This is a genomic window from Alteromonas sp. 14N.309.X.WAT.G.H12, assembly GCF_036697315.1.
GTDB lineage: Bacteria > Pseudomonadota > Gammaproteobacteria > Enterobacterales > Alteromonadaceae > Alteromonas.
Window position 1 is genome coordinate 1 of record NZ_JBAHZB010000243.1, and the last position, 687, is coordinate 687.

Consider the following 687-nt stretch of genomic DNA (forward strand, 5'->3'; position numbering starts at 1 on the left):
GACTCATAGACGTTTATGGCTGTGATTTACTGTACCGCTATGATCTCACATCGGGGACTTATTCGCATCTTCCCTAAAAAACTTGGTCGTTATAAGCTTATTGGTAAACAGTTATCCCAAAGAAGCGGCCTGGTTCAATGTGAAATTGTTGGTGATAGCGTTATCATTTCGGGGAATGCTGTAGATTACATGTCCGGAATAGTTACAATCAAAAACTAGTAGAAAATGTTCCTTATCATTAACCCATAAAGAAATCCTCAAATTTGGCTTTTCGTAATGAACATATTTATTGGAGGTAACAGTTATGAGTAGTGAACGCCACGGTATATCAGTAGGACTAGAACGGTTTGGCTCAGAATTCTTCCTTGTTTTCAAAGCAATTGGGAAACTCACTCACGAAGATTATCAGGTGATCACTCCCTTGTTAGATTCAGCTCTAGCAGGGGTTAAAGGCCCTCAGGTCAAAGTATTGGTAGATATTTCAGCGTTTTCAGGTTGGGAGCTTCGTGCAGCCTGGGATGATTTTCAGTTGGGTTTGAAAATCGGCCCTAAATTCGAAAAAGTAGCAATTTACGGCAACAAAAGCTGGCAAGAGTTAGCTTCGAAAGTGGGTAGCTGGTTTATATCCGGGGAAATGAAATCATTTAATGATTATGACTCTGCAATCAAGTGGCTGCAGGCAAAGGC

Annotated in this window: 1 protein-coding gene; it reads left to right on the forward strand. The window is 40.8% G+C overall.

All coding sequences use genetic code 11. The features are described from left to right. Nucleotides 1-304: 304 nt before the first annotated feature. Nucleotides 305-687, forward strand: a 383-nt coding sequence (locus V5298_RS20780; RefSeq protein WP_332933307.1) for an STAS/SEC14 domain-containing protein, incomplete at its 3' end; no start/stop codon positions are given.